Source organism: Wolbachia endosymbiont (group A) of Therophilus tumidulus (genome assembly GCF_964277345.1).
GTDB classification, from domain to species: Bacteria; Pseudomonadota; Alphaproteobacteria; order Rickettsiales; family Anaplasmataceae; genus Wolbachia; species Wolbachia pipientis.
Window position 1 is genome coordinate 929,272 of sequence record NZ_OZ195515.1, and the last position, 22,860, is coordinate 952,131.

20 protein-coding genes, 1 tRNA gene and 1 pseudogene are annotated in these 22,860 nt (G+C 34.4%); 14 read left to right on the forward strand and 8 right to left on the reverse strand.

Annotated features, from left to right (window positions below; all coding sequences use genetic code 11):
• Positions 1 to 148 precede the first annotated feature (148 nt).
• Together ACICQD_RS05000 and ACICQD_RS05005 are read left to right on the forward strand one after the other, a co-directional pair.
• A pseudogene (locus tag ACICQD_RS05000) lies at positions 149 to 533 on the forward strand (IS110 family transposase); the annotation flags it as partial.
• A gap of 186 nt (positions 534 to 719) precedes the next feature.
• Positions 720 to 1,109, forward strand: a complete 390-nt coding sequence (locus ACICQD_RS05005) for a transposase (RefSeq protein WP_305037058.1) — start codon at positions 720 to 722, stop codon at positions 1,107 to 1,109.
• A gap of 156 nt (positions 1,110 to 1,265) precedes the next feature.
• On the opposite strand, the gene ACICQD_RS05010 is transcribed toward ACICQD_RS05005, so the two are convergent.
• From ACICQD_RS05010 to ACICQD_RS05030, 4 genes are all read right to left on the reverse strand, one after another.
• Positions 1,266 to 1,769 carry a protein-disulfide reductase DsbD domain-containing protein gene (locus ACICQD_RS05010; RefSeq protein ID WP_015589109.1) on the reverse strand — a complete coding sequence of 168 codons (504 nt, stop codon included), beginning with the start codon at positions 1,767 to 1,769 and terminating at the stop codon, positions 1,266 to 1,268.
• Between the two features lie 312 nt (positions 1,770 to 2,081).
• On the reverse strand, positions 2,082 to 2,474 hold the full coding sequence (locus ACICQD_RS05015; RefSeq protein WP_223823060.1) for a transposase: 393 nt from the start codon (positions 2,472 to 2,474) through the stop codon (positions 2,082 to 2,084).
• A gap of 19 nt (positions 2,475 to 2,493) precedes the next feature.
• Positions 2,494 to 3,015: a transposase gene (locus ACICQD_RS05020; RefSeq protein WP_265023248.1), complete on the reverse strand. Its 522-nt coding sequence runs from the start codon at positions 3,013 to 3,015 to the stop codon at positions 2,494 to 2,496.
• Positions 3,016 to 3,264: 249 nt separating this feature from the next.
• Complete coding sequence (locus ACICQD_RS05030; RefSeq protein WP_264374374.1) at positions 3,265 to 4,863, reverse strand: hypothetical protein; 1,599 nt, start codon at positions 4,861 to 4,863, stop codon at positions 3,265 to 3,267.
• A gap of 302 nt (positions 4,864 to 5,165) precedes the next feature.
• On the opposite strand from ACICQD_RS05030, the gene ACICQD_RS05035 reads away from it, so the two are divergent.
• From ACICQD_RS05035 to lpdA, 4 genes are all read left to right on the forward strand, one after another.
• A protein-coding gene (locus ACICQD_RS05035; protein WP_395461689.1) for an IS5-like element ISWpi1 family transposase occupies positions 5,166 to 5,998 on the forward strand; the annotation gives its coding sequence in 2 pieces (ribosomal slippage) (positions 5,166 to 5,535 and positions 5,535 to 5,998; 834 coding nt in all).
• 484 nt (positions 5,999 to 6,482) lie between these two features.
• On the forward strand, positions 6,483 to 6,650 hold the full coding sequence (locus ACICQD_RS05040; RefSeq protein ID WP_155968863.1) for a hypothetical protein: 168 nt from the start codon (positions 6,483 to 6,485) through the stop codon (positions 6,648 to 6,650).
• 323 nt (positions 6,651 to 6,973) lie between these two features.
• Positions 6,974 to 7,396 (forward strand): IS110 family transposase, encoded by a 423-nt coding sequence (locus tag ACICQD_RS05045; protein WP_049973639.1) that lies wholly within the window; start codon positions 6,974 to 6,976, stop codon positions 7,394 to 7,396.
• A gap of 75 nt (positions 7,397 to 7,471) precedes the next feature.
• Positions 7,472 to 8,845: a dihydrolipoyl dehydrogenase gene (gene lpdA, locus ACICQD_RS05050; RefSeq protein ID WP_151807945.1), complete on the forward strand. Its 1,374-nt coding sequence runs from the start codon at positions 7,472 to 7,474 to the stop codon at positions 8,843 to 8,845.
• A 5-nt stretch (positions 8,846 to 8,850) separates the two neighbouring features.
• On the opposite strand, the gene ACICQD_RS05055 is transcribed toward lpdA, so the two are convergent.
• Positions 8,851 to 9,243, reverse strand: a complete 393-nt coding sequence (locus ACICQD_RS05055; RefSeq protein ID WP_006279962.1) for a hypothetical protein — start codon at positions 9,241 to 9,243, stop codon at positions 8,851 to 8,853.
• Between the two features lie 69 nt (positions 9,244 to 9,312).
• Here ACICQD_RS05055 and murG point away from each other — a divergent pair, with 69 nt between their 5' ends.
• A complete protein-coding gene (gene murG, locus ACICQD_RS05060) occupies positions 9,313 to 10,344 on the forward strand; it encodes an undecaprenyldiphospho-muramoylpentapeptide beta-N-acetylglucosaminyltransferase (protein WP_007549072.1) in 1,032 nt (343 codons plus the stop codon).
• Here murG and gshB read toward each other — a convergent pair.
• Both gshB and ACICQD_RS05070 read right to left on the reverse strand, forming a co-directional pair.
• A complete protein-coding gene (gene gshB / locus ACICQD_RS05065; protein ID WP_395461690.1) occupies positions 10,329 to 11,258 on the reverse strand; it encodes a glutathione synthase in 930 nt (309 codons plus the stop codon). The genes murG and gshB overlap by 16 nt on opposite strands.
• A 60-nt stretch (positions 11,259 to 11,318) precedes the next feature.
• Entirely contained in the window at positions 11,319 to 11,909 is a 591-nt protein-coding gene (locus ACICQD_RS05070; RefSeq protein ID WP_236514819.1) for a BON domain-containing protein, read from the reverse strand.
• A 140-nt stretch (positions 11,910 to 12,049) separates the two neighbouring features.
• On the opposite strand from ACICQD_RS05070, the gene ACICQD_RS05075 reads away from it, so the two are divergent.
• The 5 genes from ACICQD_RS05075 (at position 12,050) to lon (ending at position 18,008) form a co-directional block, all read left to right on the forward strand.
• A tRNA-Leu gene (locus tag ACICQD_RS05075) sits at positions 12,050 to 12,131 on the forward strand.
• A 158-nt stretch (positions 12,132 to 12,289) separates the two neighbouring features.
• Positions 12,290 to 13,624: a trigger factor gene (gene tig / locus ACICQD_RS05080; protein ID WP_155968869.1), complete on the forward strand. Its 1,335-nt coding sequence runs from the start codon at positions 12,290 to 12,292 to the stop codon at positions 13,622 to 13,624.
• Between the two features lie 11 nt (positions 13,625 to 13,635).
• The gene (clpP, locus tag ACICQD_RS05085; protein ID WP_006280254.1) at positions 13,636 to 14,262 is read left to right on the forward strand and encodes an ATP-dependent Clp endopeptidase proteolytic subunit ClpP; all 627 of its coding nucleotides are present in this window, start codon (positions 13,636 to 13,638) and stop codon (positions 14,260 to 14,262) included.
• Positions 14,262 to 15,539, forward strand: coding sequence for an ATP-dependent Clp protease ATP-binding subunit ClpX (gene clpX / locus ACICQD_RS05090; protein ID WP_006279985.1), 1,278 nt, complete (start codon positions 14,262 to 14,264; stop codon positions 15,537 to 15,539). Before clpP ends, clpX begins: the two co-directional genes overlap by 1 nt.
• A gap of 15 nt (positions 15,540 to 15,554) precedes the next feature.
• Positions 15,555 to 18,008 (forward strand): endopeptidase La, encoded by a 2,454-nt coding sequence (lon, locus tag ACICQD_RS05095; protein WP_395461691.1) that lies wholly within the window; start codon positions 15,555 to 15,557, stop codon positions 18,006 to 18,008.
• A gap of 12 nt (positions 18,009 to 18,020) precedes the next feature.
• On the opposite strand, the gene ACICQD_RS05100 is transcribed toward lon, so the two are convergent.
• The gene (locus ACICQD_RS05100; RefSeq protein WP_341816857.1) at positions 18,021 to 19,823 is read right to left on the reverse strand and encodes an ABC transporter ATP-binding protein; all 1,803 of its coding nucleotides are present in this window, start codon (positions 19,821 to 19,823) and stop codon (positions 18,021 to 18,023) included.
• 445 nt (positions 19,824 to 20,268) lie between these two features.
• Here ACICQD_RS05100 and ACICQD_RS05105 point away from each other — a divergent pair, with 445 nt between their 5' ends.
• Together ACICQD_RS05105 and ACICQD_RS05110 are read left to right on the forward strand one after the other, a co-directional pair.
• Positions 20,269 to 21,384 (forward strand): Na+/H+ antiporter NhaC family protein, encoded by a 1,116-nt coding sequence (locus tag ACICQD_RS05105; protein ID WP_395461692.1) that lies wholly within the window; start codon positions 20,269 to 20,271, stop codon positions 21,382 to 21,384.
• Entirely contained in the window at positions 21,377 to 22,678 is a 1,302-nt protein-coding gene (locus ACICQD_RS05110) for a cbb3-type cytochrome c oxidase subunit I (protein WP_395461693.1), read from the forward strand. The genes ACICQD_RS05105 and ACICQD_RS05110 overlap by 8 nt, the downstream gene beginning before the upstream one ends.
• Positions 22,679 to 22,860 lie beyond the last annotated feature (182 nt).

Here is a 22,860-nt window from a genome sequence, read left to right on the forward strand (position 1 = left end):
GTGAAGCTGATGCGACACTAATGCCATTAAGCCAGATTTTGCTTCCCTCCCATAGAGTTAAAGACTGAACAGTATCTTTTGGAATTATATCCCGTATTACAAGGTTAGTCTAAACTCTCAGTTTATTTATAGTCTTGGAGGCAATTTTATGCAAGTAAATGCTATTTTGGGTGTGGATATTTCAAAAAAGAAATTTGATGTTTGTTTGTTAGTGGACAGTAAAAAACGACACAAAGTCTTTCAAAATAATCAAGATGGTTTTGCAAAACTTGTAGTTTGGTGCAATGGCCATGGAGCAAATCTTACTCATTTATGTCTTGAAGCAACTAGTTGGTATGGAGAAGATTTGGCTACTTTTATGCACGATTTAGGACATAATGTCAGTATAGTAAACCCAGAAAGCTTTTGGCAAAAGTGAGCTGCTCAGAAATAAGACAGATAAATCAGATGCAGCTATGATAGCTAGATTTTGTATCGCCAACAAACCTGCTCTTTGGAAGCCCATTGCACCTGAAATGAGGCATTTGAGGGAGCTTTACCGTTGCATGCAATCGCTAAAAGATGATAAGGTGCAACAGACAAATCGCTTGGAAAACAAAAATATGCATTCCAGTTGCAAAGAAGCTATATCTAAAGTAATTTTGGCAATAGAGGAGCAAATTATTGTTCTCGAAAAAGAAATTAATGAGCATATAAATAACTATCCACATCTAAAAAATATGGTGGAAAACCTTAAGACTATAAAAGGTATAGGATATCTTACTGCTGTTGCTGTTGTCGCAGAAATGCCATCAGTTGATAACTTTGACAATGCTAAACAATTTACAGCTTTTGCTGGTCTAAATCCAGGACATTATCAATCGGGATCGTCAGTAAGTAAGAGAAGTTGCATATGCAAAATAGGATCTGAGCGTATTCGAAAAGCTCTTTATATGCCAGCTATAGTAGTCAAAAACCATAATAATCATTTTCAAAAGTTTTGTCAGCGTCTAGCAAGTAAAGGCAAATGTCCAAAAGTCATAGTTCTTGCGTTAATGCGAAAATTAATGCATGTCTTTTTTGGTATTCTTAAAAATAATCAACCATTTAATTGTAATTTTGTTGGATAATTTGTTTGACAGCAGAGACAGTATCTGGGATCTAAATTTTTTATGCGAAACCATTATGTTTATATACTTGTAGGCCCAAGTTCCTCACATAGTGAACAAAAAAGTAAATGAGATTCCAGTGTCACGCGCTGGAATGACACCTACCCCATAAGAACTCTATTTTTCATACCACTCATTTATAAGTTTATTGATATCAGAATCTATAAAATCCTTTAATGGTTGCCTGATTTTTATCTCAACATTTTTAGGGATGCACCTATCTTTACATATCGCATAATTTATATGGAAGTTAAGGTCAATATACCCTTGATTTAAAAATATATTCATCTTAAAGGGAAATAATACCATATCCTCATATACGTTACTTACAAACGTCTCTCTCCCTACTTTATCTTTATGTTCCTTTGGAATAGGCCAGTGAATATTTATATCTGATGCATTACCTTTGTAACTAATAGACGTGGGAAGGCCAAAATCTCCAGGATCTTTATAATATATGTGCCAGCCTGGTTCTACTGTAACCTTTATTGCACCTTTAAGAGTGAAGCTTGCTTCATTTATCTCGCCAATAAGTAAATCAAATTTTGCAATTTCCTCGTCAGCATATAGTTGAGCGCAAGAAAAAAATAAAAATAATATTAAATATATATATATTTTCATTAAGGTAAATTTCTCCTTTTATAGAGAAAGTAATTTAGATTTTAATTATTATATTTAATAGTATTATATAGATTATTTATTAATATAGCATTATGCTATAGCTAAACTGACTTACGACAATCTGAAAAACGACAAATTCGTCATTCCGCTACTTGTTAGCGGAATCTATGCCGAGATACCGCGAATGAATCCACAACTGTACGAACATTGTGATTTTGGCCCATAAGGAGGGTGTCATCCCAGTGCTTGACACTGGGATGGCTTTGTTGCATCACACTTTATGAGATGGTGATTTATGGTAAATTCATGTAACTATCTCAAATTTAGCCATACCAATATCAGTGAATTTATTAAGCAAATAGCATTTAGTTCTTTTTCTCGATTTATCTCAGATTTATTCCTAAAACTAAATCCGAATATTTGCTTTAATCTTGAGAAAAACCCTTCAATATAAGATCTTTTCCCATAATTTACTTCTTTTTTCCATTCTTTCATGCCATCTTCACCGTATAATTTTATTAACCTAATAGCAGCATTCCTGTCAGACATATAATCTATTTCTGGATGTTCTGCCGCATTGTTTATTGGTGGAATTTTTGTCTTTATATCATATTCGTTACACAACTTATAAAACTTGTGCCTATCACATGCTCTATCTGCATATAGTGCTTTTATGGCATGCTGAAAATCAACTTCTTTTAGCAAATCACAAGCTCCATAGTGATCAGCCGTTACTGTATTTTACAGCTATGGCTTTTTTGTTGTTTATATTCAACATTACGTGCAATTTTCTCGTTTGCTCATAGCCACGATATTTTCTGTCAGTGCTATTTTCCTTGCTGTGACCAGGAGTGTTGTTGTATATACTAATTCCTGTACTGTCTATAGCAATTTCGATATCTTCCATATTATTTTTATCAATTCTGCAATCATTTATCTTAATATTAAGTTTCTTAAACCTTCTTGATGCTTGTGAATAGCTGATAACTGCCAAATCTCTTCCTATTTGTTGCAAATACCCTTTTATAAACCCGACTGTTTGTCTTAAACCAATTCTAAAGAAACTGACGATTATATGCACCAAAATCACAACTTTATCACTATAAATATAGTTGCCGCCCTGCATTTTTGGACAATTCTCGTACCAATTTTCTATGGCGTCATTGATATAACAAAAAATGCTTCCTCTTTCTTGGAGAAATTTGTTATATTCATGGCAGTTACTGACTCTCATTTTTTGTGGCATATTTTTTCTTCAACAGTTAAATGGCTATTTATAATGAATTTTGTCAGTAACTGCCAGTTCTTTTCACTTGAGCGATGCAACAAAGCCCACTGGGATCCAGAAAATTTGATTGTGTACTATACAACATTTTCGATTAAAAGCTGGATTCCAGTGTCAAGCACTGGAATGACATCACAGGGGCACTGGAATTTTTGTTTCAATATTTGTACATTAGCCATGCATCTGAACAGATACTGTAAATTAGCTATATTACATTAGCCCATCAGATGAGTTGTAATGGTTATAATTGTCTGATAAGTGATCTCTAACATCGTGACCTAACTCATTGGCATCAGGCTTAACTTCGTGATCTAACTCATTAGCATCGAGCTTAAACAAAGAAGGATTATCATCAGATTGTTGATTAGACTCTTTCTCTTTCGACCCAAATAACCATGAAAAGAGTGATGAGATAGAATCAATAATGGATTTAATTGTTGAAAAAATATTGGATAAGAAATTACTGGGTTGCTGAGTATCCTCTTCGGCTGATTCTGGTTCAGGCTCTTTTCCTGCTGTGTCATCCACATCTTCTTCAGGTTTACTTCTGCTTATAAGTGTCTTATCTAACCATTTGAATATATTCTTGTCTAGATTATGAAAATACATTTGACTTATCTCCTTATTTTCATCAACGTAAATCACTAAAGTTGTATTCTCATTCCCCAATCCATCACATTCACTAACGAGCGATTCATGAGAGTTCTTAATGTCTTTGATAAATTGAAGTTTTTCTTCTTCTGCTGAAAGATAATCTCTGTGTTCTGCTCTATAAGTGGTGCCTTTGTATTTAAAACTAAACATTGATTCACGATCTTCATATTCATCTAGTCCAGAATTCTTGACACGTTGTATAATTTGAAATTTCTCTGCTTCTGAAAGGTCCTTGAGGTATATACTACCAGTTGTATCTTTATATTTAAATTTAAACATCCATCCATGGTCTTCATATTCATCTAGTCCAGAACTCTTGACACGTTGTATAATTTGAAATTTCTCTTCTTCTGAAAGGTTTAGGCGGTATACACTACCAGTTGTACCTATGTATTTAAAAATAAAACTCCATCCATCGTATTTATATTCATCTACACCCATCTGCTTGCAAATAGCTTTATAATTTTTTTCTTCTACTTCTCGTCCAACAACATTTGCTATGAGTTCAGTATCCAGAATACTCAAAGTTTGGACTGTTGCCGATGGTGAAAAACACAATTGAAATATGTGGCCTAGCTCATGACCTAGAACAAAATCCATGGCACTTTGCTTATATGTCAGAATATTCTGACAATCTGTTACTCCTCGTGTAATATATCCTGGACCACCATCTTCATCTAAGCCGAGAAGATTGTTATACTTTGTATAATCGCTTCTATTATTAAAAATGTGAACCGTTATATTGTAACTTGCATTACTATTTTTCAAGCAAAACTTTTCTTTAAATGCTTCATAGGCAGTTTTAATGTCTGTTTCTATTTGGTTTTGTTCCTGCTCAGATAAGTTGTCGTATTTTATAGTACAATTTATATACCCGTATTTAACGGTAAAGCTGTTAGACAAAACATCATGTATATTTGTGGAAAAATAATTGAACTGCTTTGACTCAGCTTCCTTATACAATTGATGCCCATATTTATCCCTAGAATACTTTGGTAGTTTAGGTACTTTGGCAATTAAGTTTTTGTTACTATCAAAAAAAGAAATATCAGAATTACCAATCCTAAAATCCTTTATAGATTGCCCGCAAGTGCCATCATTTGCACAATCATGATTATCTTTCTTATTAAACCATGCGTTGGTGTATTTTTCCATTTTGATACCTCACTACCAAACCTTACTATATTATTATCTTGGTAAAAATCATAATAATTCGTTAACTTGTATTTTAAATCTGTATCAAATGTGCTTTTCTCGTAAGGTATCAATTGTGAAGTAATTAACTTTATTTGTTTAAAATTTTGCTAAAATAGCTCTTTTTATACTATGTTTTATATAGCTAAACTGACTTAGATTTACTGACAATTTGAAAAACAAAAATTCGTCATTCCGCTACTAGAGGTTGTCCGGAAACAAGTAAAAGGCTATAATATCTGAAATTTTAGTACGGGGTAAAGATGAGAAAAAAGTATCCAACAGATCTAAGCGAAAGGGAATGGGCAAGAATAGAAAAACACTTCAGAGTATCATACAAGAAAGGAGGAAGGCCGCCAAAGTATAGCAAAAAAGAAATATTAGAAGCAATTTTCTATGTATTGCGTACAGGGTGTCAATGGCGGTATTTACCAAATGATTTTCCGCTATGGAAGACTGTGTATGAGCAGTTCAGGCAATGGAAGAAGCAGGGAATTTTTGAGAAAATGAATTATGAAATTACAAAATATAGTAGAAGAAAAATAGGAAGGAATGAGCAGCCGAGTGCCTGTATAGTAGATAGTCAATCTGTAAAGACTACAGAAAAGGGGGGATCAAAGGCTATGATGGAAGTAAAAAAGTAAAGGGTAGAAAAAGGCATATAATTACAGACACTCAGGGTTTTATACTAGGTTGTTACGTAGGCGCTGCTAACGAAAATGATAGAGATGGTATTAAAATAGCATTAAACAATATGAGAACAAAATATACTAAAGTTAAAAAAATGTGGGCTGACATGGGATACCAAGGAAGAAATTTAAAGAATCACATAAAGGAAGAATATGACATAGATATTGAAATTGTTAAAAGGCCTCCATGTAGATTTTGGGTGCACAAAGATACGCCACCTGAGCTACTACCAACAAGAGAACAAGGGTTTAAAGTACAGCCAAGAAGATGGGTTGTAGAAAGGACTTTTGCTTTGGTTAATAGGAATAGAAGGCTATCGAAGGAGTATGATTTACTCACAACATCCACTGAGAATTTCATATACCTAGCTATGAGTAGGGTTATGTTAAAGAGGGAATATGCTTGAATTTACTAGTTTCCGGACAACCTCCTATAGTATTTTCTAAAACGAATGATAAACGTCTAAAATGGTATTACCAACTAAAAGGTGTAAGTTTGTACATTGATGCATTAGAGGTCTGAGGCGACTTTTGATGGTGTGCCAACAATGCTCTATCGGATTTAGATCTTACTATTACCCACAAATATAAATGTTTGTTGCATAGCTCTTAATGGCATAACTTTTGCTTGAAATAACTGTTTATATGGTGCAATTTACAGCTTTTAGTTGCTAAAATTATAACTCTTAGTTTAATAATTTTAATCTAATAAGCTTTCAGGTTAATAAAATTAAATTATTTGAGTAAATACAATACTATGTTTTTATTTGTGGGTAATAGTAAGGCTTAAAGCAAAATGTAGTACGAACGGTAGGTGGATCTAAAAGATCGAATTACAATCCTGTATACAGCATTTTGCATTATTGTTTGATTATATTTATAGGTACAAAAATGGCTAGAATAATTTTCATGGGAGTAGATGTTTCCAAGGAAGCATTGGACATCTCAATTAATGGCAAGCATAAGCGCATAGCAAACGTGAGTGATGCTATATCTAAGTTTATAGAAACAAATATAGTCGATTTACCCATCAAGTTATGTGTAAGCTGGTGGCTATGAAAAGCTCATTATAAAATTGTTGCAAGATAACTGTCCATAAAGCTCACCCGAATCGGGTATATGCATTTGCCAAAGCTTGCAATCATTTTGCAAAAACTGACAAGTTAGATGCTAAATTACTGGAAAAATACGCTGAATTTGTCAGTAAAGACGGTGAAGTAAAAGGATGTATAATTTCACAAAAGCAAGAGGAATTAAAGGAGCTGGGGGCAGTTGAGCGTAATTTAAATGATGCAATTCATGCAAACAAGTGTCGCCTGCAAAGTGCGACGGGAAAAGCTAGAGAATACATAGAAAGACAGATAGGGTTTGCTGAAAAACAATTGAAAGAAATTAGGCAAGACATAGAAGACGCAATAGCTGAATTGAAAGGAAAAAATGAGCTTTTAATCAGCTATAAAGGTATTGGATCAAAGACGGCGAGCGTTCTACTGACAGAGGTGCCTGAGCTTGGTAGATTAGAGAATAGAGAAATTGCATGCTTAGTTGGAGTTGCACCTAAAACTAGTGAAAGTGGAAGAAAAGTTGGCAAAGCTCAAATCAAAGGAGGCAGGTTTTATGCAAGGAAAGCACTATACATGTCAGCTCTTGTTGCTATGCGCCACAACAGAAAAATGAAAGCGTTTTATCAGCGTTTGGTTGATTCTGGCAAAGCTGCTAAGGTTGCATTAGTTGCTGTCATGAGAAAAATTATCGTTTGTTTAAATGCCATGATAAAAAATAACAACTTTTATCTTGACTCTTAAGACGGTAGATGACAGACCATTGATTGTATGGGTTCCATCTGTTATATATAATCTTTTTGAATACGAAGAAAACTGATGAATGAGTATGATATTACGGTTATAGGTAGCGGTCCTGGTGGTTATATAGCGGCAATTAGGGCGGCACAGCTTGGGTTTAAAACTGCAATTGTGGAAAAAGAAAAAAATTTAGGCGGTATATGCTTAAATTGGGGATGTATACCAACAAAATCACTGCTTAGAGCATCTGAGGTTTATAGGCTAATAAAAAGATCAAAAGAGTTTGGTATAGAAGTAAAGGGAGCGAATTTTGATATACAATCAATAGTGAAATACTCAAGAAACGTTGTTGATAAATTGTCAAGCGGTGTTGCATATTTGATGAAAAAAAATAATATCAAAGTTCATCAAGGTTTTGGTAAACTTGCAGGCAATGGTACTATAAAAGTCGTTAGCGATAAGGAAGAACAAGAAATTGTTTCCAAGCATATCATTTTAGCAACAGGCGTGAGGGCACGGAATCTGCCTGGAATAGAGGCAGATGGAGATTTAATATGGAATGCGCAGCACGCTATGACTCCAGAGAGATTACCAAAATCGCTACTAATTATAGGGTCTGGTGCAATTGGAATAGAATTTGCAAGTTTTTATAGTACTTTGGGTGTTGATGTAACAATCATAGAGATAAAGAGCACTATTTTGCCGCTGGAGGATAAGGACATTTCAGATTTAGCACAAGAAATATTCACAAAACAGGGGATAGAAATATATACAAGCAGTAGCGTAAAAGCTCTTACTAAAAGTAAAGACTCTGCTCAAGTGCTACTAAGTAGTGGTGAGAGCAAAGAATTTGAGAGGGTGATTGTTGCGGTTGGAATTCAAGCAAATATTGAAAATATAGGTTTAGAAAATACAAAAATTAAATTAAGCCCTTCTGGCTTTATTGAAACGAATGAATGGTATGAAACTAGTGAATCAAATGTGTATGCAATAGGTGATGTAGCTGGCCCACCATGTTTAGCACATAAAGCGAGCCATGAAGCCGTGATCTGCATTGAAAAGATTGCTGGTAAAAATGCTCATGCGTTAAAAAAAGAATGCATACCAAATTGCACTTATTCTCATCCACAAATAGCGAGCATCGGCCTTACTGAGGAACAGGCAATAAAAGGTGGGTATGATATAAAAATAGGAAAATTTCACTCTAACTTTAATGGTAAATCTGTTGCACTCAGTGAAACTGAAGGGTTAGTGAAAACGATTATAGATAAAAAAACCGGAGAAATTCTGGGTAGCCACATGATAGGTGCAGAAGTAACGGAGTTAATTAGCAATTTTGCTCTTGCAAAGCAACTAGAAGGAACAGACTTCGACATAAAATCTACGATTTTTCCTCATCCAACCATTTCAGAGATGATACATGAATCAGTGCTTGCTGCAGATGTTAAATAGTTGAACTAACGTTCCATCGTTTTAGAGTTGTCAATGTCTTGAGTAGTAGTTTGATTAGGCACTTTAGTTTCAATAGATTGATTACCACCAGCATCAGAATTCTGTAACTCTTCTTTCAATCCCTTAGCTGCTTCTTTAACTTCAAGCTTTGCCTTTGGATGAAGATCTTCTGGGCCTTTTCCTTTAGTATCCAAACCTTGTTGTAGATTAGTGCTTTTCATTTTATTATGCTGCTCGTGCTCAGGTAGGTCAACGACCGAATTGAAAAGAATTTTTATTATATTTTTTAGCAGTTCTAAAAAACCTCCGCTTCTGCCTTCTCTTTGTTCTTGAGGTTTATTTTTCTCATTAGGTTCTTTTTTACTATTACTTTTAGGCATTTTTAACTCAACTATCATAACGCTTAATAAAATTCTACGTGCAAATTGTTAAATAACAGTTAACAATCTAGGATTTATTATTTACAGATGGATATTATTTTAGCAACAGGTGGCACAGGTGGGCATATCTTTCCGGCCATAGCTTTAGCAAAAGCACTAAAGACACAAGGATACAATTGCATATTATTCACTGATAAAAAAACAAATAAAAATACCGACATAGAAAGCTACACCTTACCATTACGTAGACCAAGCAGCAACAAATTTAAGTTTTTCCTTTTCTTGATATACAGCTCTATGTTAGCACTGTATCAAGTAAGAAAATTAAAACCAAAATCGGTCATTGGTTTTGGTAGCTATGCTTCTTTTCCAACTCTTCTTGCAGCAAGAGTTCTTTCTATACCTATAATTTTACATGAACAAAACACAGTTTTAGGGAGAGTAAATAGATTCTTTTTCAAGAGTGCAAAATTAATTGCAACCAGCTTTCCGGAGACTAAATATGCAGAGGGCAATAAATGTATTTTTACAGGAAATTTTGTTGATATAAAAGCACAGAGCCATTCTAGCACTGAGAAAATCCTAAATATATTGGTCATAGCAGGCAGCCAAGGTGCAAATTTTTTTGATGATGTAGTAAGCAGCGTAATTTGTGATTTACCTATTAAAATGAAAAAGAAAATTAGAGTGACGCAGCAATGTACGAAGAAAAATGTAAACAAGGTCAAAAGTCTATACAAAAGTGAAAAGATCGATTGTGAATTGAGTGAATTTTTTGATGATATGGAGAATAGACTGGCCAATGCTCACTTGGTAATTAGCAGAGCAGGAGCAACTTCAATAGCAGAGATCACTCTTGCTAGGCGTTCTGCTATATATATTCCTTACCCTTACTCAAAAGATAATCACCAATTTTATAACGCAAAATATATTGAAGACTCGAGAGCAGCTATAATAGTTAAGCAGAATAGTGAAGCAAAAAAAAATCTAACAGAGGTACTATTTGATCTATTAAATAATTCTCAAAAATTGCGTGATATGACCAATAGTACAGAAAAAACAGGGATAAAGAATGGGACTACTGAGTTTGTTAAGGTGATTGTTCACAGGTTTAGTTGATGGCTGCTTGCTTTTTCTTCAAACACGTCCCAAAGATCCTTTTCTAGCGATATATTATACAATTTATTGATATAAACTACTCCCGTGGGTGAAGTTGTGTTAATTTCGAGCAGGAAGTCATCTATAATATCAATACCAACAAATATTAGCCCTCTTTTCTTTAATTCAGGACCAATTTTGTTACATATTTCATTGTTTCTATCGTTCATTTGAGCGGGCTCAAAACTTGCTCCAAGTCGCATGTTTGTTCTGATCTCTCCACTGATTTTTGGAATTCGTTTCATTACACCAATTGGTTGGCCATAAAGTAGCAATATTCTTTTATCTTTATCTATGTTTTTACAAAATGATTGTGCAATCACAGGGCATTCGTATTTTGCTATCATGAGATCCACTACTACTTGAATACTATTCTCATCTTGTATTCTTATCACATCGTTTCCTCCATAACTATACAATGGCTTCAGAATAATATCTTGATAGTTGTAGTAGAAATCTCTAATCATTGATATATTTTCAGTAATCAAAGTTGGCGGAATTAGTTCTGGAAATAATGAAGTTATCAATTTTTCAGGACAATTTCTTATTTCTGTTGGATTGTTAATTACCAATGCGCTAGTTTTTTCTAAGATATATGTTGTTGTAATGTAACGCATATCAAAAGGTGGATCCTGTCTGATAAATATGATGTTCATTTCATTCAAGTTGATAGCTACATCTTTTTTGGAGATAAAACTAAAATCATCAACGCTGACTTTCTGAGCCAGAGCAATTGGATGGTTTAGCTTTAGTGCTAAATTGTTAGGAGCATAGACAAAAACTTCGTGCTTCCTCCTTTGTGCTTCCTTTATTAGCACGAATGTAGTGTCAGTTTCAAAATTTATATTTTCATCCATCTGAAAGGCAATTTTCATTTATGTTCTCTACCTATTGTCACAACTGTACAAATGTTATAATTTGAAAGCGATTTTTGCCTAATGGCGTAACTTACTGTACCTGTATCGTACATAACTTACAACTTGTTTTACTCCCTTTACTTTTCTTGCAATTGCTATTACAGCTTTTAATTCCGCTTTATTTTGGGCTATACCCATCAAATAAACAACTCTATCAACCGTATTAACGCTATAATTAATTGACTTAATATTTCTTTTTCCCAGGAGTCTTGTTCTTATTTCCGCTGTTATCATGCCATCTACAGTAGTGTCTAGCATGGAAGCCATTTGAATTGGTATTACTCTTATTTCATTTATCACTTCTTTAATTTCTTTTTGCTGCCAAGCTATTTTTTCTGCTGTAAGTTGTTTTTCAGGAGTGTCAACACTTCCAATGAGCAATACTCTTCCTTCACTTACTTTAACCTTTATGGATGAAAATAGCCCATGTTTTAAGAGCCCCTTATTAATTCTGATGACCATAGTCGTATCATCAATGATATTTCCCAAGGATTTGTCCTGCATTGTTATTGCTGTTGCTGTCGCCACCACACCACCTATTATAAGGGTTGTGCAACCACTTTGTGTAATCAAAAAAATTGCGAGCAAGAAGCTTGTTATTAATCTCATTATTGATTTTCAGGGTTTAGAGCTTTCATTAAGAAATGTTAATAAGCTTTTTTGATTGTGTAAATACCATAAATTAAGTAAGACTTTAAACCTTGAATATTTTTAATGGAATACCTATAATAGGGTACTAAAAATTTCTTGCGGATATGGCGGAATTGGTAGACGTGCCAGGTTTAGGTCCTGGTGAGCTTGCTCGTGGGGGTTCAAGTCCCTCTATCCGCACTTTAAAGTCATGTAACTTAGGTTTTAAGGGAAAATTTATAATCACTAAATACACTTTTGTTTGTGTAAAAACCTGTTCTTAAGGATTGTGTTTAACTTAAATTCTGGTAAAATGACTCTATTAAGATATGAATTAAAATGTTAATAAATGAATTATGATGTCTAATAATATACCTCAAAATACAGTCGAAGTAAGTAGCGTATATACCTACAAAGAGCTTAGTATAGATAAACTAAAGTATGAGTATGAAATCACAGTTGGTAGTGATTATATAAAACAAAAGGTAAATTCCAGGTTGCAAGAGATAGCAGAAAATGCAAAATCACCTGGATTTAGGGCTGGAAAGATGCCCTATGACCTTGTTGTTGCAAATTATAAAAACGAGGCTTTGGAATATGTGATAAATAATACAATTGATTATTGCTCAAGTGATTTGATGAAAAAAATTGAAGTCAAGTCTCACATTTATCCTAAGGTTGATGTTATATCATTACCAGATCTGGGCAAAGAAAATGAGGAGGGCAATTTTGTATACAAGCTATCTTTTGAGTCGATGCCTGAAGTACCGATGATAGATCTTGACAAAATAAACTTAAAGAAAATTGAAGCAAAGATTGAAGAGGAAGATATAAAAGAATTTATTGATTCTATCAAAACAAAGTTCCCCAATTTTGCCTCTGTTGATGATGCTTCTTATCAAGCGAAAGATGGGGATAAATTGATAATTGATTTTGAAGGGCGGATTAGGAATAAGCTCTTTCAAGGTGGAAGTAGCAAAGATTTTGCCGTTAATTTAGGGTCTGGCACATTTATTAATGGTTTTGAAGATCAATTAACTGGTATGAAAAAGGGAGAAACAAAGAACTTTAAGTTGAAATTTCCTGAAAATTACCAAGCCATTTCCCTTGCAGGACAGGAAGCTGATTTTTCTGTGCGAGTTAATGAGATTCAAATTGCCAAAGATTTTGAAAATGATGATGAAATAGCTAAGAGTATTGGGTTTAAAGATTATTCTTTGCTAATAAATCATGCAAAAAAAATGATTGGTGATCAGTGCACCGAAATGAGAAATCTCTTAATTAAAAAGGAGCTGTTTGATTATTTGGATGCTAATTATAGTTTTGATTTACCCACAGACATAGTAAAACAGGAGCAACAAAGAATGGAAGGAGAATTGGGTGCTCAAAATGATTCTCGTAAAGAAGCTGAAAAACGTGTAAAGCTTGCTATGTTATTTATGAAATTTAGTGCAGAACATAAAATATCATTAACTCAAAATGATGTTTTGAGTGTTATTGTAAATCAATATGTCAGTAAAGATGTGCAATTTGACAGAGTACTTAAGCATTTTGAATCAAATAAACAATTTCAAGAATTAGTTAGAGGGCAAGCGCTTGAGTATAAAGTGACAGATTATATAATAGAAAAAGTTAGTAAAGAAGAGCAGATTGTTTCTGTGAAAGAATTAAAGGAATTATTTGATAATATTTAATAGGAAAAGGTATGACTCTTATACCAATTGTAGTTGAACAAACTAGTCGCGGTGAGCGCGCTTATGACATATATTCAAGACTAGTGAAAGAAAGAATAATTTTTGTAACAGGTCCTATTGAAGACAATATGGCCAGTGTAATAGTAGCACAGCTTTTATTTTTAGAATCGGAAAATCCCGATAAAGACATTTGTATGTACATCAACTCACCAGGTGGTGTTGTAACTGCTGGTTTGTCGATCTACGATACAATGCAGTATATAAACCCAGACGTTTCAACTTTATGTATAGGTCAAGCTGCGTCTATGGGTTCTTTATTGCTTGCAGCTGGTACAAAAGGTAAGCGCTACTCTCTACCTCATTCAAGAATTATGATACATCAGCCATCTGGTGGTTATCATGGTCAAGCAACTGATATAGAAATACATGCTAATGAAATTTTGCGGGTTAAGAAAAAACTAAATCAAATTTATGAAAAACATACTGGAAATTCACTGAAGAAAATTGAAGGAATGATGGAAAGAGATAAATTCATGGATCCTGAAGAAGCAAGGAAAATTGGCTTAATTGACAGGGTGATAGCTGAGCGTACAGATATTGAAATTGAAAATATTAAAGTTAAACAAAAGGTGGGTTAATGGATAACAATAATGATTTACACTACTGTTCTTTTTGCAACAAGGCGCAAGATGAAGTAGATAAATTGATTACTAACTCTTCGGATGGTTTAAAGGTGTTTATTTGTAATGAGTGCATAGAATTATCCCATAAAGCAATAAGTCAAAAGAAAGATAGATCTTTTAATTCAGATCGTATATCTGATATGAAGCTATTACTAAAGAAACCTGAGGATATAAAAAACTTTCTCAGCAAGCATGTTGTAGGTCAAGAACACGCGCAACACGTTTTATCTGTAGCTATGTATAACCATTGTCAATCCATGGTACAATTTCATGCTATAAGTGATATTGAAATCGAGAAGTCAAATATAATGCTTATTGGTCCCACTGGTTCTGGTAAGACTTTGCTAGCCAAAACACTTGCTAAAGTTTCAGATGTGCCATTTGCTATGGCTGATGCGACAACTTTAACTGAGGCAGGTTATGTGGGTGATGATGTAGAAAGCGTGTTGTCGCGTTTATTACAAGCTGCAAATTATGACGTTGTAAAAGCACAGCGTGGTATAGTGTTTATAGATGAAATAGACAAGATTACAAGAAAATCTGAAAGCACTTCAATAACCCGTGACGTTTCAGGTGAAGGGGTCCAGCAAGCTCTGCTTAAGATTATGGAGGGTACAGTTGCTTATGTTCCGCCACAAGGAGGGCGAAAACACCCACAACAAGAGTTTATACAAGTGGATACTAGTAACATACTGTTTATTTGTGGAGGAGCTTTTGAAGGCCTCGATAAAATTATTGAAGCGAGAAAAAAGGGAACGTCAGTTGGCTTTGGAGCAGATATAAGTCAGTCTAAAGAGCAAAAGAAAAAGAATGCTTTACATGATGTTCAACCTGAAGATTTAATCAAATTCGGTTTAATACCCGAATTTGTAGGGCGGGTTCCAATAACTGCTGTTTTAGATGAGCTGGATCATGAAGATTTAATACATGTGTTGACAGAGCCAAGGAATGCACTAATAAAACAGTACAAAGCATTGCTTGCGTTTAGCAAAGTAAACCTTGAGTTTTCAGATGAAGCAATATCAGCTATTGCTAAAAAGGCTATAAGCTACAAAACAGGTGCAAGAATGTTACGTGCTATCTTGGAGTCACTTTTGCTTGACATTATGTATACATCTGGAAACGGAGGCTTTGAAGGTAGCACTATAGTAATCACTAAGAAAATGGTAGAATTAGGAAAAGCAACGGTTAATCATAATAACAATGGCAATGTTATAACGGTTAATGATTAATTTGAGGCATATATTATGAACATTGAACGTGCTGTAAGCTCTAGTTTTACTGCATTGCCAGTATTACCTTTAAGAGATGTAGTAATTTTTCCAAATATAATGGTGCCTTTATTCATAGGCAGAGAAAAATCTGTTAATGCACTAGAGTATGCAATAAGTAGTAGTAATCACCAAAATGAGATTTTTCTTGTAGCACAGAAAGATGGCTCTGTTGATAATCCAGAGCCTGAAGATCTTTATGGAGTAGGTGTGTTAGCAAGCATTGTACAACCGTTAATAAAATTACCTGACAATGCAGTAAAAGTTATAATCCGGGGGATAAGAAGGGGAAGAGTTGTAGAATATATTAGCTCTCATACTTTATTACAAGCCAGGGTAGAGTTAGACAATCATTATAAAGAAGATGAAGACAATATTGATTTAGAAGCTTTAAGGCGGTCTGTTGTAGACGCGTTCGATAGCTGGTGTAAGCTAAACAAGAAAAATCAACCCGAGATTGCCATTAACTCCATTGATCAAATCAAAGAAGTTGATCAACTTGTAGACACGGTAGCTTCACATTTAAATATAAAAGTATCAGATAAACAAAGTATACTTGAGGCTTATGACCCAGAAGAGCGTTTAAAAAAAGCTTTTGCTTTTATTGAGAGAGAAATGAGTATTTTGAACGCACAAAACCGTTTATATAAGACAATTAAATCGCAAGTTGAAAGCACTCAGAAAGTTTACTACCTTAACGAGCAATTGAAAGCTATACAGAAAGAATTAGGCGAATTTGAGAATGGTGATGAAGGGAATATACTCAATGAATTTGAAAAAAAGATAAATGAAACAAAGCTTTCTCAGGAAGCAAGAGAGAAAGCTATAACTGATTTGAAGAGATACAAGAAAATGAATCCCATTTCTCCTGAAGCTACAGTTATATCTAGTTACTTGCATTGGTTGCTTGAGTTGCCATGGGGAAAGTACAAAGATGCAAAAATTAACTTAAATGCAGCTAAGAAAATCTTAGATGAAAATCATTATGGCATAGAGAAAGTAAAAGATAGGATAATAGAATTTTTAGCAGTATTAAAAAGAGTAAAAGAGATAAAAGGTCCTATACTTTGCTTAGTTGGACCACCAGGTGTTGGTAAAACTTCTTTAGCTAAGTCTATGGCAAGAGCAGTAGGAAGAGATTTTGTTCGTATAGCTCTTGGTGGTGTGCGTGATGAGTCCGAGATACGAGGGCATAGGAAAACTTATATTGGCTCAATGCCTGGTAAAATCATTCAACACATGAAAAAAGCTAATTCATGCAACCCGCTTTTTCTGCTTGATGAAATAGATAAGATGGGTTCTGATTCGCGTGGCGATCCTGCATCTGCATTACTTGAGGTTTTAGATACTGAGCACAATAAACACTTTACGGATCATTACTTGGAAGTTGAGTTTGATCTTTCAAGTGTAATGTTTGTAGCTACGGCAAACAGCTTAAATTTACCACATCCTTTGCGTGATAGGATGGAAATTATACAATTGTCCGGGTATACTGAAGATGAAAAGATCAGTATTGCTACACACCACCTTATTCCGAAATTAAAGAAGGAGCATGGTTTGTATCAGAAGGAATGGGACATAACTAATGAGGCATTATACGAGTTGATACGTTTATATACACGTGAAAGTGGTGTGCGGAGTATGGAAAGGGAGCTTGCAAAGCTCATGAGAAAGGCAGTTAAAGAAATATTGACTGATAAAAATAAGAAAATATCCGTAGGGGTTGACAATTTACAAGATTATTTAGGGGTACGTAAATATACCTTTGGCATTGCGGAAAATGAGAGTTTAGTAGGAATAGTAACTGGGCTTGCCTATACTGAAACAGGTGGTGATATTTTGATGATAGAATCAGTCCTAATTCCGGGCAAGGGAGAAATAAAATACACAGGAAAGCTTGGAGAGGTTATGCAAGAATCTATAAAAGCTGCGTATAGTTATATTCGATCAAATTGTTTATTTTTTGGTATAAAGCCCGAAAAATTCCAAAATAATGATATACATTTGCATGTACCTGAGGGTGCTGTACCAAAAGATGGCCCTTCTGCTGGCGGCGCGGTATGTACGTCTATTGTTTCTCTTATGACAAATATACCAGTTAACAAAAATGTTGCTATGACAGGCGAAGTGACATTGCGTGGTAGAGTTTTAGCTATCGGGGGCTTGAGAGAAAAATTGCTTGCAGCGCTCAGAGGATCAATCAAAACTGTGATTATACCAAGTGAAAATGAGAAAGATATGCAAGAAATTCCGGCAAGCATCAAAGAGGGGATCAACGTAGTTTTCGCTAAGAATATTGATGAAGTTATGAAAGTTGCTTTAATGCATCCTACTACTCCAATTAATGGTGATGATAATCAAAATAGTGTGCCTTCCTCTATAGAAAATAAAGATGATACTTTTCCTATGTCGGAAACATTGAAGCATTAGATTAAGAAAATATTATACAATCTCCACTTCTTTTTTATCCGGCAAAAACCCACCAACTTGCGCATTCCATAGGGTCTTATACATTCCGTTTTTATCAAGAAGTTCCTGATGCGTGCCATCTTCTAAAATCTTACCTTGATCAAACACTAAAATGCGATCCATATGCAAAAGCGTAGATAGGCGGTGGGCTATTACTATTGTAGTTTTATCTTGCATCAACTCCCATAGAGATTCTTGAATATTACTTTCAGTCACAGAATCAAGCTGTGAAGTTGCTTCATCCAGAATTAATATAGGAGCATTTTTTAAGATAGCTCTGGCAATTGCGATACGTTGCCTTTGTCCACCAGAAAGTTTCACACCTCTTTCACCAACGAGTGAATCATAACCTTGGGGTAATTTTGAAATAAACTCATGAGCATGTGCTTTTTTTGCCGCTTCAATTACTTCATCATCGCTAGCATTTGTTTTTCCATAGCGAATATTCTCCATCAAAGTCCTATGAAAAAGCGATGGATCTTGTGGGATCATTGCGATTTTTGCACGCAAAGAATCCTGCGTAACATTACAAATATCTTGATCATCTATGAGAATTGCACCATCAGTTACATCGTAAAGCCTTAATATCAGGTTCACAAAAGTAGATTTACCACCACCTGAATAGCCAACAAGTCCTACCTTCTGTCCAGCTTTGATAGCGATTGATTTATTCTGGAAAAGAGGTTCGGTACCATCGTAATGGAATTTGACATTATTAAAAGTGATTTGCCCACTATTACATTTGAGAGAAACTGCATCAAGTTTATCCTGAATTTCGCAATGTATCATTAATGAAATTAAACTTTGCTTACATCTACCGACTGCTTTATTGAATTCATCGACCTCTGACATGGTGAACCACATCATATGTCCTGTTTCCATCGATAAACCTAATATTAAAGCAAAATCACCTATAGCCACTAAGTTTTTGCTGTAAAGATAAATTAGAAAACAAGCAGAAGAAGCCATCATAATGGCTATTAATCCTCCTTGTATGGAGTGCATGATAAATGAGTAAAAATGGGTTGCTGTATACGCTTTTTGCTGATTACACAAAAATGGAATCATTCTTGAATTTTCATAAGACTTTCTAGAAAAATTTCTGACATTACTTTGATTAGATAGAGAATCAACCAGCTCACCTATCACTATCGATTCTTCTTTAGCTTGAACATCAGACAGCGAAATAAGCTTTCGTGACATCATAATGCTTGCACTTGCAAAGAATATGAACCAGACAACCAATATGAAATAAAATATAGAATTTACAGAGTAAGCAGCTATAAAAGCAGCCAACAACAATGAAGCTCCTCTTAAGAAATTCGGTGCAACTCTGCTTATCAGAATTTCAATTCCATCTGCTAGATTAGTAATTTGTCTTGAAATTTTTCCTGATAAATTATCCTGATAAAATTTATTAGATTTTCCGAGTACATGATCCATCACTTTTCCAATGACACTATTAATAACAACAGGAATAAATCTACAGCGTATATAACCAATTCCTCTCCAAGTGAAATTATCAAATACGATAAAATTCACGACAATCAGGCTTGATGGTAATATTAAAATTGAAATATCTCCATTCTGCACATGTGGTAGAAGGTTGATGATGTTCTTAATCAGTATGCTGTTCAACGGTCCCCAAAATCCCGCAAAGATTGCAAGGGAAACAAAAATCGAGACCGATAATTTGTATGGTTTCAAAAAATGCCAGATGAAAGAATATAAAGTTTTAGGTAGCTGATGATTCATTTGAACACTCAATTTCTTCACCTTCCTTTCTATCTGGCAAAAACCCACCAACTTGCGCATCCCATAAGGATATGACTTGCTTTGTTGTTATGTCATTCATATTTTTTACTTATTCTATCTCCCAGTTTAATTCAAGTAGATGATAACAATCATATTATAATAGTCCTTTTCATGGAAACCTTTTCTGGTAGATTGCTTTCTAGAAAAACATTGGTCAAGGTGCTAACTGTGGTTTATAATAATATAAATTATATCATAGTTGATTTGCGTTTATCAGAGCTGAGGTATGTTTTATCTTACAAATTTTTTGCCTATTTTACTGTTCCTATTTCTTTTTGTAGGAAGTGGTATATATTTTACTATTCTTGGCGTGTCAAATGCTTTTTATCAGTTATCTCCACTGGTAGCCATTGTTCCTGCCATAGCTCTGGGTTGGGTTTTATACAAGGGCAATACTGAAGAAAAAATGTATGCCTTTCTAGATGGGGTAAGAGATCGTAATATTATCACTATGTGTATCATTTTCTTACTTGCAGGTGCATTCAGTGAAGTAACTAAAGCAATCGGTAGTGCTGATGCCACAGTTAATTTGGCTCTTTCATTTATACCAACACAATTTTTACTCATAGGATTATTTTTTGTAGCAGCTTTCATCTCCACTGCTATTGGTACATCAATGGGCACCATTGCAACAATTGCTCCTATTGCAGTTGAACTGACACAAGCTGGGATTTCTCCTTCCTTAGGAGTTGCAACCGTTGTAGGAGGAGCAATGTTTGGCGACAATTTATCTATTATCTCTGATACTACAATTGCATCTGTGATGTCTCAAAAGGCTGATATAAAGAAAAAATTAAAACTGAATGCAAAAGTGGCACTAATTGCTTCTATATTCACAATAATTATATTATTTTATAGCTCAAGCAATAGTGCTGCTATTTCAGTTAAGGAGTATTCTTTATTGCTTGTGACTCCTTACATAATACTTATATTGCTTGCAAACTTTGGAATCAATGTATTTACGGCATTGGTTTTAAGCATAACTTTTGCTGGAATTATTGGATTTATAAATAACAACAATCATGGTTTATTGTTTTTAAGCCAAAACATCACCAAAGGGTTTATGAGTATGCATGAAATTATGCTACTGTCATTGATGGTTGGCGGACTTTCAGGACTAGTAGGTAAAAATTCTAAGGAGCTTGCAGATAAACTTTCATCTTGGGTTATGATACAACGTGGTGGACAAAAAACTGCGCAATTATTTATTGCAAAAATAGTCAGTATATTTGATATTTTACTTGCAAATAATACCATCGCTATAATTTTTAGCGGTGAAATTGCTAGAGATATTGCTAAGAAATATGAAATACCGCCTCACTATAGTGCAGCATGGCTAGGCATATTTTCTTGTGTATTTCAAGGATTAATACCGTATGGCGCTCAATTGCTTTTGGCTAGCACTATTGCTGGAGTTTCACCTTTGGCAGTCATGCCACACGTATACTATTGCTATGTTTTAGGTATTATTGCAGTGTTATATATTGTATTGAACAAAATTGAGAAAAAAGATTGTGCTTAACATACAAGACAATGCTTCACTTTGTAAAAGATGGATATTCCTAGCAGTATGTGCCCTTGCTTGCTCTGGGTTACTGTCAATAATTGTTATTTTTCTACGATTGCCTTTTATCTCCTCTCTTGTTCCTTCTGCACAATATATTTTTGATAATGCGCTGGTAATACACGTGAACTTGTCAATTTTAGTGTGGATGTGCTCTATAATATCTCTGCTCTTTATCATAAACCTACAAAATACCAATAGTTGGTTTAACTTTTCATGGGTTCTATCAACCCTTTCGATGCTGCTCATGTTTATATCCGCATTCGTTCCAAACACTGAAGTTATCAAAAGTAACTATATTCCCGTATTACAAAACAAATTATTTTTACTTGGACTCAGTTTATTTATTGCCAGTATATTAGTAAATACAATGCTAGCATACACATCAAAAAAAGAGGTTTCATTTCTCTCTGTTGGGCAAATTGGGCTAGTTATTATACTTGTATCGTCATTTCTTTGCTTTGTTTTAGCATATAATAATATGCCTCCAGGTCTATATCACTCAGATAATAATTTATTTTACGAATATCTCTTTTGGGGAGGCGGACATTTATTGCAGTTTGCTTTTACTCAAGGAATGTTTTTAGTCTATTTAATAATGCTGAGTTCTGGTGATGTTAGTTTAGCTTCAAACAGTAAAATTACTATTTTACCACTATTTATAAACACGATTTTAGCTGTAGGCGCACCGTTTGTATATTTTGTTTATCCAGTTGATAGTGCCAAGTTAATACAGTTTTTTACTTGGCATATGAGGATTGCTGGAGCAGTTTTGCCGTGCTTTTTGATAATATTAGTGTGCTGCAACATCAGAACTTTTATTAATAATAAAAGCAACTATTTATTACATTCATTTTTGTTGTTCACTTATGGAGATGTGCTCGGAGTGTTGACTATTGAAGGAAATGTCACCATTCCCGCTCATTATCACGGTTCTGTAGTTGGGATCACTATAGCTTTTATGAATTTTGTCTACTGGATGTTACCTAAATTAAACTTTAAAGAGATAAAAAGTTCCATGGTAAGATTACAGATTTATGCCTACAGTATAGGGCATTTTCTCCATATCACTGGCCTTGTGTGGCTTGGTGGATATGGTGCTTTAAGGAAGGTTGCAGATCTGCCAAGTATTTCGTCAATGTTAGCACGCACGTGCTTCATTATAGGTGGCGCTATATCAGTTGTTGGTGGAATGTTGTTCGTAATAATTGTGCTTTTACATCTGTTAAAAGGCAAAGCGCGTACCAACTGACCCATAGAAACAAAAAAAACTTCCTTGACAAATTCCCCCAGCGCCCTTATCATGAAACTGAAGCTATTTATTTATCTTCTCTGTACAGATTAAATGACAAAAAAACTCACGTATCTGGCGTCCCATGTTTAATTTTTTGCACTATGTGCACCTTATGTCTTTATAAAATTTCTAGGTTTTTA

Coding starts and splice junctions, on each gene's coding strand:
- ACICQD_RS05005 (WP_305037058.1), top strand. CDS start 720: ATGGTGGAAAACCTTAAGACTATAAAAGGTATAGGATATCTTACTGCT.
- ACICQD_RS05010 (WP_015589109.1), bottom strand. CDS start 1,769: ATGAAAATATATATATATTTAATATTATTTTTATTTTTTTCTTGCGCT.
- ACICQD_RS05020 (WP_265023248.1), bottom strand. CDS start 3,015: ATGCCACAAAAAATGAGAGTCAGTAACTGCCATGAATATAACAAATTT.
- ACICQD_RS05030 (WP_264374374.1), bottom strand. CDS start 4,863: ATGGAAAAATACACCAACGCATGGTTTAATAAGAAAGATAATCATGAT.
- ACICQD_RS05040 (WP_155968863.1), top strand. CDS start 6,483: ATGGCTAGAATAATTTTCATGGGAGTAGATGTTTCCAAGGAAGCATTG.
- lpdA (WP_151807945.1), top strand. CDS start 7,472: ATGAATGAGTATGATATTACGGTTATAGGTAGCGGTCCTGGTGGTTAT.
- ACICQD_RS05055 (WP_006279962.1), bottom strand. CDS start 9,243: ATGATAGTTGAGTTAAAAATGCCTAAAAGTAATAGTAAAAAAGAACCT.
- murG (WP_007549072.1), top strand. CDS start 9,313: ATGGATATTATTTTAGCAACAGGTGGCACAGGTGGGCATATCTTTCCG.
- gshB (WP_395461690.1), bottom strand. CDS start 11,258: ATGAAAATTGCCTTTCAGATGGATGAAAATATAAATTTTGAAACTGAC.
- ACICQD_RS05070 (WP_236514819.1), bottom strand. CDS start 11,909: ATGAGATTAATAACAAGCTTCTTGCTCGCAATTTTTTTGATTACACAA.
- tig (WP_155968869.1), top strand. CDS start 12,290: ATGTCTAATAATATACCTCAAAATACAGTCGAAGTAAGTAGCGTATAT.
- clpP (WP_006280254.1), top strand. CDS start 13,636: ATGACTCTTATACCAATTGTAGTTGAACAAACTAGTCGCGGTGAGCGC.
- clpX (WP_006279985.1), top strand. CDS start 14,262: ATGGATAACAATAATGATTTACACTACTGTTCTTTTTGCAACAAGGCG.
- lon (WP_395461691.1), top strand. CDS start 15,555: ATGAACATTGAACGTGCTGTAAGCTCTAGTTTTACTGCATTGCCAGTA.
- ACICQD_RS05105 (WP_395461692.1), top strand. CDS start 20,269: ATGTATGCCTTTCTAGATGGGGTAAGAGATCGTAATATTATCACTATG.